Source organism: Bacillota bacterium, from assembly GCA_012842395.1.
Classification (GTDB): domain Bacteria; phylum Bacillota; class SHA-98; order UBA4971; family UBA4971; genus UBA6256.
Genome location: DUSX01000008.1, coordinates 1 through 7,957, shown reverse-complemented (window position 1 = coordinate 7,957; position 7,957 = coordinate 1). Strand labels below are relative to the sequence as shown.

Genomic DNA, 7,957 nt, shown 5'->3' with positions numbered 1-7,957 from the left:
TTCCTAGCTTAGAAGCAGATGCTTCAAAGAGACCACGCGCGTAAGCCACATCCTTGCTGAATCGACAAAGCTGGTCATTATGGGCGACGCTGGGGATCGACCCAAGTTCGTATCTCGCTATCGTGGCAGGGCTCCATCCCAGAAGGGCAGCCAGACCCCGCTGTGAGAGACCGTATCTCTCCCTAATCCTCTTGATTTCTTCCGGACCCAACAGGCCTTTTTGCTTGCGGTACTGAGAATAAGCTAGAGACAGGTTTTCACTGTCCAGAATCTCATCAAATACATCAGTCCCACAAGCTCCGCACGTCAAAACGTTGGCCATGACGGTGATGGGCTCGCCCTTTACTGGATATGTCTCCTCCCTCTGGGTCTTAACGAATTCCCTTTCTGCTTCGCACTTTGGACAGAAGCCTTTCATGGTTTGTCCTCCTTCGTGCATGATTCCTCGACTGGTCTGTTGACGCGAACTCCCCGATCGCTCTACCGGTAGGGCAACCTGGGAGCACGGTCAGCCTCGTGGAACGACATGCACACGCAACCGCGACAGTTGTCTAGCTTAAGCTTTATGTACACAGGCCTTCCGTCCATGTCCCTGATGAACTCCCATATCGCACCACCTCGAACGTGCTCTCGCGACTGGTCTGGTGACGGACCCCTGTAGTAGTCCTGATACGTGAGGGCCAGGATTTCCTGCTTCGCAGCGCTTATCGTGATTCCTAGTTCTGATAGGCCATCAAGGTTCTCTCTGCGAGGAATGAAATCAAACTTGCGCTGGATGAGTATCGCGTCCCTAACCCGCTCCAAAAACTCGTCTATCTGTCGAATAAGGGCCACGCTGCCATGATTGGGTCTCGCGGGTCGGGACACTGGCGTCCATCTCCCCTTTATTGTACCATCGGCTCTGCCGATATGCTATCATTTGATATCAATGATGTCAAGAATGAATTGCCATTAAATGAACCTCTTGCCAAGACGAAGGTGCAAGGTCCGGAGTCACCCCGGTTCTCTACGTCTCTTGGGCCGCTCGAAGTGGAAAAAGACGCAACTGATAGGGGGACCTTTCAACTCGACGATGACGCCGCCAGTAGCCGGTAGGGCGAACAAGGCCGCTCCTTCCCGGGCTCTTCCAGGGCTCCCTCTTCTGGAGCTCCCCTCTAGAGCTCCCCTCTGGAGCTCCTTCCTGGCTCTAAGGGAGTCAACTGATCGCCACTGACCGCCATCGATGTGCCGCCGGGCGACGGACCGACGCGCCGCGTCGCTCAGATGGACGGAGCCGTCCCCCGCGCGGAACTATCTCCGCCTCTGCGTGGGGAGAGGTTGTGGTGCGCCGCGAAATGCGCCTCGCACATCGGTATCTCCACCTCTGCGTGGGGAGAGGAGCGCCGAACCGCGGCTGCGGCGCGCGGGCGGGACATATGCCCGGCGTGGGTCGGGCATGAAGGATTTCCCACGATCCTGCCGAAAGTTCCTATGATACCGCCGAAATTGGGTTGTGGAGGCAAGGGATGTAGCGCCTCGTGATGAGTGCAAGCTGGCAGCTGACGGGTGACGGGTGGCCCGGCGGCCTGCAGCCACAATCATGCTCGAGGACACCGCTCGCGACTTGTCTTGAGGTTCGACCTCGTTGTAACTCCGCGGCTAGGAGCCACGACCGCGGTTCGTGCGGCAGCGGCGGAATGGGCGGAGCAAGGGCGCGATTCCGATATGAAGCGCGGGTGAGGCCAGATGGGCTGGCATTATACGCCATATGGGCTGCCGTACATCGTCAGCGGTCTCGTGGCCCTTCCGGTCGCGGTGGCTATCTGGAAACGGCGCAGCATGCCCGGGGCTTTGCCACTCTCGATCTTCATGTTCGCTATGGTCGAGTGGTCGCTCGGCAACGCCCTGGAGATGTTCAGGACAGATCTGGCGGGCAAGACATTCTGGGCGAGCGTGGAGTGGATCGGCACCGTCATTATCCCGGTGGCGTGGCTTGCGGTCGCGATCCAGTTTTCCGGCCGCGATGAGTGGCTTTCACGGCGAAACGTGGCGCTGCTGCTGGTTGTCCCGGCCACAATCTTGGTTCTGATGTGGACGAACGACCTCCACGGGCTGATGCGGCACAATGTCAGGCTCGACACCAGCGGTCCATTCTCTGTCATCACCAAGGACTACGGACCCGCGTTCTGGGCGTATGTGGTCTATGCATACACGCTCCTCTTCATCGGCTCGACTATGATGATGCGGTCGCTTTTCGGCCGGTCACGCCTTTACAGCGGGCAAGCTGTCATGTTCGCGATAGGCGTGGTAGTCCCCTGGGTCTCCAATGCGCTCTACATATCAGGCAATAGTCCGGTGCCCCGGCTCGACATCACGCCGATCGCGTTCACCGTTTCCGGGCTCGCAACGAGCATAGGGCTCCTCCGTTACAGGCTCATGGACATCGTGCCGATAGCGTGGGCAACCGTCGCGGGCGGCATGAGAAGCGGCGTCATCGTGGTGGACTCCCAGGACCGCGTCGTTGACGTGAACCCTGCTGCCGCCAGAATAACGGGCTGGTCGGCGGCGCTCGCAGTCGGCCAGCCCGTGGTCGAGATGCTGCGGCCCTGGCCTGCTGCGGCGGATGCGTGCCGCGAGCACGAGATCGCGGCGAATGGAAAGGGGGCAAGACAGAGCGAGGTCGTGCAGGAGGTCGCCGGGGGCGATCGGTCTGGCGATCGGTCCTATGAGTTTCGTTTCTCGCCTTTGCTCACTGCGCGCGGGAGAGTCGTCGGCAGGCTCGTCGTCATAGATGACATCACCGAGCGCAAGCGCGTGCGGGACCAGCTTGTGACACAGCAGCGGGCGCTCGCTGCGATGGAGGAGCGGGAACGTCTCGCCCGAGATCTCCACGATAGTCTCGGACAGGTCCTCGGGTTCCTGAACGTGCAGGCTCAGGCCGCCCGAGAACAGCTTTCGAGGGGCAAGACGTCCCTGGCCGACGGCTACCTGGAGACCATTGTGACCGTGGCGCAGGACGCTTACGAGGAGGTCCGGGAGAACATCAGGACTATGAAGGGAGTTCTGCCCGCCGACTGGCGGTTCGCACCTACCCTCGAGAGGCTTGCGCGACGCTTCGAGCGCAGTTACGGAATCCAGACGGATCTCGCGATCCCTGACGAGATCAGGGATGGGGTCCTCGGTCGCGCCGCCGAGGTGCAGGTCCTGCGCATTATCCAGGAAGCCATGACGAATGCGAGGAGACACGGCGGCGCCCGCCACATCCAGGTGAGCTTCGCTGTGGCCGCGGAAGGCGTCGAGGTCGTGGTGAAAGACGACGGCAGCGGCTTTGAGATCAAGGGCCTCGGCGGCGGCAATGGACGCGTGCGAGAGCAGGACGGGGTCAGGGCGGACGCAGGGTTCGGCCTCGGCATCATGCGCGAACGAGCAGAACAAGTGGGAGGCCGTCTCGAAGTGCGCTCGGCCCCTGGGATGGGAACCCAAGTGAGAGTCCGCGTTCCGCTGCGAGAGAGCGAAGAGAAGGCACAAGGACGGGATGCCCATGAGGATTCTGGTCGCTGACGATCACCCTCTATTTGCCGAGGGTCTCAAGAATCTTCTGGTATCGTATGGCATTGATGTCGTGGGTGTAGCGAGGGACGGCTTTGAGGCGCTGGACGAGGCACGGCGCTTGCGCCCGGACGTCGTGCTGATGGACATCATGATGCCACGTTGCAACGGACTTGCCGCTACGCGCCTCATCAAGGCGGAGCTGCCGGATATCAAGATCGTCATGCTCACAATGTCCGAAGCCGACGGCGACCTTTTCGAGTCGATCAAGAGCGGGGCCTCCGGCTATCTCCTTAAGAACCTGAACGCCGAAGAACTGGTGGAGTTGCTGGAGGACCTTGCCCGCGGCGACGCGCCTTTCTCACCGGGTCTGGCCGCGAAGTTGCTCGAGGAGTTCACACGCCTCGCGGGCGAAGCGGGCGCAGGTGAGCCGGGCTGCCAAACGGTGTCGCAGGCGGACATTGAGTCGGAGCCGCGTCCGGGGACGCCACCGGCAGCGACGGAAGAGACCGCCTCCGCCGAGGCGGGGGGCGCTGCGGGCGAAGCCTCGGTTCAGACAGAGGGTCCGAGAGGCGACGCGGCCGGCGAATGGCTGACTCCTCGCCAGATGGAGGTCCTTACCCTCGTTGCCAAGGGAATGACCTACAAGGAGGTGGGTGCCGCTCTCTTCATCAGCGAACGCACTGTAAAGTACCATATGAAACAGATCCTCGACCAACTGCATCTGCGCAACCGGGCTCAGGTCATCGCGTTCGCAGCAAGGACGAACCTGACCCGCAACAGCGACAAGCAATGTTCTAATCTGACGCGCAGACGAGCCGGATTAGAAGCGTCCCGCCCCAACAATCACCGCGAGCCATGACGTGGCCACGCAAGCTATCGCATTCTGATGACATCGCGTTTCGCCTACTTCGCCTACTAGGGTGACCGCGACCTGCACCAAAGTGCAGTCCCCTGGGCGTTCCCCTTTTCCCGCCCTCCTGATCCTGAACTGTCTTCAAGCACAGTATTTGCGCCACCCGAGTCTTGCTATAGTCAAGCTGTCCGCATGCGCGGACGCATTCCGACAGAGGTGAGCTTGGGGGGGCCTGGCGCACTTCTTCCCGGAATGGTTCCCTGGTGTCGACATTCGAAAACGGTATCCCCTGACGTGGACGGTGCATCCGCCCGTTGCGGCAGCATTTCGCACCACGAACGTGCGGGCTGCTGGCGGGCTTGGATCGCCGTGTGCCGTTGCGCTTGTCCGCGGTTTGCCGTGGGCGGGATCGACGCACGGCCGGGGGCCCGAAGGTCCGGGCGCAGCCCCACGCATTTCCCGCTGGCAGGCTCGTCGGGACCTGCCTGCCCTCGGACGGACGGCAGACGTAGGCTAGGCGCAAGCATAGGCGTCAGAAGACGTCGACGGGAGGACGTCGGCGGGAGGACGTCGACGGACGGCGGAGACGAGAGAACCCGCGCCGGGAGGTGGTCTGTATCGGCGGTCTGTATCGGCGAGTCGACACTGAGTTCAGGGGCGGGACTGGGAGTGATCGCGCAAGCCGGAGCCAGAACGAGAACGAGAGCGGGAGCGACAGCGAGCGGGAGCGACAGCGAGAGTTATGGCGGGAGTGCGAGTGAGCATGGAGCGAGAGTGAGAGCGAAAGTGAGAGTGAGAGTGAGAGTGAGAGTGAGACCGAAAGCAAAGGCTGAGGACTTGGCCAGAAGGAGGCGGAATGGATGAGCGGGACGAAGCCGAAATGGTGGCTGGGCGCGCTGGCCGCAGTCGTGCTGCTGGCATTCGTGCAGGCGGAGGCGCTTGCGAGCTCCGCGCCAGACGCGCCGGTGCCAGAGAAAACCCCGACCAACGACTCCACGCCTACATGGACGTGGAATGCTGTCGCCGGGGCCACGAGTTACTCGGTATATCTGGATGATGCCCTGGTCGCCGGGGTCACGACCCCCACATATACCCACGGAACGCCTCTCTCGGAGGGGCTGCACTATCTCCAGGTGACTGCCTGGGTCGAAGGAGAAGGAGCGGAAAGCCCGAGGTCCGCCAAGGGCTGGGTGGAAATAGATCTCACCCCCCCTGCGGCGCCTGTGATGGATGCGCTCCCGGCATATGTGAACGGCAACAACCTGACATTTGACTGGTCAGGACCCGGGGATGCTGCAACCTACACTTTCTATTGGAGGACCGACGGCACGGGGGCATGGGCCCCGGTGTTGGATCTGGGGGTTGCCACCCATTCAGTCGACATCAGCGGCGTTACCGACGGCGTCCTGATCGAAGGCAAAGCGGTTGCCTATGATGCCGCAGGGAACGCAAGCGCTGAGTCCGGTGTAGTCTTCACGAGGGTGGACCGGACCAGCCCCACCGTCAGCGCGGTCACGCCCACCGCGACTCTGACGACGAGTAATCCGAGGCCGACATGGTCATGGGCCGGCGCCGATGCCCTGAGCGGCGTGAAGGGCTACTGGGTGACGCTGGATGCCGAGCTCCCGGTGTGGACCACCGGCACGGCGTTCGTCCGAAGCTCTAACCTCGTCGACGGCCCACACACAGTCGTCGTGACGGCCGAGGACAACGCAGGGAATGAGAGCCTGCCTCTCAGCTTCCCCACAGTGGTCGTCGACACGACGCCACCACAAGTGCCCGGCGCGCCGTCGACAGGAAGTCCAACCACCGATACGACCCCGACGTGGTCGTGGGATGCGGTCGTCGGGGCGGCAAGCTACAACGTATATCTCGACGGTTCAGCGACGCGTCTCAACTCCGCGCCGATCACGACGCTATCATCGGTAGTATCCTTCACGCATACCGATCCCCTTTCTGAAGGAGAGCACCGCCTTCAGGTGACTTCCGTCGACGATGTAGGGAATGAAAGCGATCGATCCCCGGCAGGGACTGTGGTGGTCGATCTTACCGGGCCGGTGGCGCCCCTCGTCACCGAATTGCCGCAGTACACTAGATTAACCAGCCTGCCGTTTGCCTGGTCGGCTCCTGCGGACGCGGTGAGCTACACCTTCTATTACAACATAGCTGGTGCTCCGACCTGGGCAAGCATCACCAGTCTTTCGTCACCCGCTTACACGATGGATATCTCTGGTGCCACAGACGGCACAGTAATACGGGCCAAAGTCGTGGCATATGACGCGGCAGGCAATGCCAGCCTCGATTCCAACATAGTCACGACAACGGTGGATCGGACGCCTCCGACGGTGACTGCTACTGACCCGACGGCGCCGCTTCGCACCAAGGACAAGACACCGACATGGCAGTGGAGCGGATCCGACGCGTTGAGCGGGATAGCGAGCTACCTGATCTCTCTGGATGGCGAGGCGTCCGAACCAAGTGCTGCAACGTCATTCACCCCTGCATACGAGCTGCCTGACGGTCCTCACGTCCTTACAGTCAAAGCGCTGGACGCCGCGGGCAACGAGAGCACGGTGTTGACCTTCGAGACGGTCACGGTGGACACCACTCCTCCGCCCGTGCCCTCGATGCCGCTCACAGCGAGCCCGACGAATGATCAGACCCCAACATGGAGCTGGAACGATCTCGGTGCAGGCGTCGGCTACAATGTGTATCTCGACGGGGCGGCGACTTCCCTGAATGCCGCGCCGCTTGCGACCAATTCGTTCACGCATGCCGCAGACCTCGCCGAGGGCGAGCACTACCTCCAGGTCACGTCCCTGGATGACCTGGGCAACGAAAGCGCGCCGTCCGAAGCCGGGTACGTGACGGTGGACGTGACTCCCCCTGCTGCGCCCGTAATGACCGCGCTGTCTCCATACACGAAGGACACGGCCGTGACATTCGCGTGGTCAGGTACCGCAGATTCAGTGGCATACACCTTCTCCCACAGCAGCGACGGGGGCGCTTCGTGGACCGATGTCCCGGGCCTCGCGAATTCCACCTACGCGGTGGACATAAGCGCGGCAGCTGACGGCGACGTAATTCAGGGCAAGGTGATTGCCTATGACGCGGCCGGGAACCCGAGCGACGTGTCGAACACGGTGTCCACTATGGTGGACAGAAGCGGACCGGTGATAACCCCGACCGCGAGTCCGGTATCGCCCACCACGAATTCGAGGCCCACCTGGTCGTGGACGGGGAACGACGACATCGCTCCCGAAGTCCCCGGCTCCGGCATCAAGGGTTACTGGGTGACCCTGGATGGCGAGCCGCCGATCTGGACGACGGGCACTTCCTTCACGCCCAGCTCTGATCTCGCCAGCGGCGGGCATGTGCTGAAAGTGAAGGGCGTTGACAATCTAGACAGCGAAGGCGAGGAGGTCATCTTCAGCACCGTCCTGATCGACACCGTCCCGCCTGCTGCACCGGCGATAGCCGCGCTCGACGCGGGATACAACGTCCTGCCCGTGACGCTCAGCTGGAACGCCGTGACTGACGGCGCCAACGCAATCAGCTACGTGCTCGAGTGGG

General features: G+C 62.0%; 5 protein-coding genes. 3 read left to right on the top strand and 2 right to left on the bottom strand.

Going from position 1 to position 7,957, the window contains the following annotated elements; all coding sequences use genetic code 11:
- Together GX515_03480 and GX515_03475 are read right to left on the bottom strand one after the other, a co-directional pair.
- A partial coding sequence (locus GX515_03480) for a type II toxin-antitoxin system MqsA family antitoxin (GenBank protein ID HHY32078.1) occupies window positions 1–418 on the bottom strand: 418 nt, incomplete at its 3' end.
- 62 nt (window positions 419–480) lie between these two features.
- Window positions 481–867, bottom strand: coding sequence for a type II toxin-antitoxin system MqsR family toxin (locus GX515_03475; GenBank protein ID HHY32077.1), 387 nt, complete (start codon window positions 865–867; stop codon window positions 481–483).
- 858 nt (window positions 868–1,725) lie between these two features.
- On the opposite strand from GX515_03475, the gene GX515_03470 reads away from it, so the two are divergent.
- From GX515_03470 to GX515_03460, 3 genes are all read left to right on the top strand, one after another.
- The gene (locus GX515_03470) at window positions 1,726–3,540 is read left to right on the top strand and encodes a PAS domain-containing protein (protein HHY32076.1); all 1,815 of its coding nucleotides are present in this window, start codon (window positions 1,726–1,728) and stop codon (window positions 3,538–3,540) included.
- Window positions 3,521–4,390 (top strand): response regulator transcription factor, encoded by an 870-nt coding sequence (locus GX515_03465; GenBank protein ID HHY32075.1) that lies wholly within the window; start codon window positions 3,521–3,523, stop codon window positions 4,388–4,390. Before GX515_03470 ends, GX515_03465 begins: the two co-directional genes overlap by 20 nt.
- A gap of 854 nt (window positions 4,391–5,244) precedes the next feature.
- Window positions 5,245–7,957: hypothetical protein (locus GX515_03460; protein ID HHY32074.1), on the top strand; the 2,713-nt coding region annotated here is incomplete at its 3' end.